This window comes from Shewanella electrica, assembly GCF_022321485.1.
In the GTDB taxonomy this organism is placed as follows: Bacteria; Pseudomonadota; Gammaproteobacteria; order Enterobacterales; family Shewanellaceae; genus Shewanella; species Shewanella electrica.
The window spans coordinates 1-281 of sequence record NZ_JAKOGG010000162.1 but is presented as its reverse complement, the minus strand read 5'-3'; the positions used below and the strand labels follow the sequence as shown (position 1 = coordinate 281).

The following is a 281-nucleotide window of genomic DNA, read 5'->3' as shown; positions in this document are numbered from 1 at the left end:
ACCAGCACTTGGGCACTCCCCTCACAGGGGTTCTTTTCGCCTTTCCCTCCCGCTACACAGGGCGATCCGCAACGTCATTGGCAGTTGGTGAGTGATAGCACCGGGGCGAATCTGACCTACAATGCGGATATCCGCGTCGTTGAGGCAGGCGTCTATTTTCGTGATGTGATGAGCAGCGTTTTGGAGGAAAGACAATGCGCCGCGTTCCTGTCAACACAGAGGAATCACACTTATAAATTCCTCGTTGGCAGAAAATGGGATTGCCGTTACTCTTTGCAAAT

1 protein-coding gene is annotated in these 281 nt (G+C 52.3%); it reads left to right on the top strand.

Annotated features, from left to right (window positions below):
* Positions 1-87: 87 nt before the first annotated feature.
* On the top strand, positions 88-281 hold a 194-nt coding region (locus L9G74_RS20235), incomplete at its 3' end, for a hypothetical protein (RefSeq protein WP_238898569.1).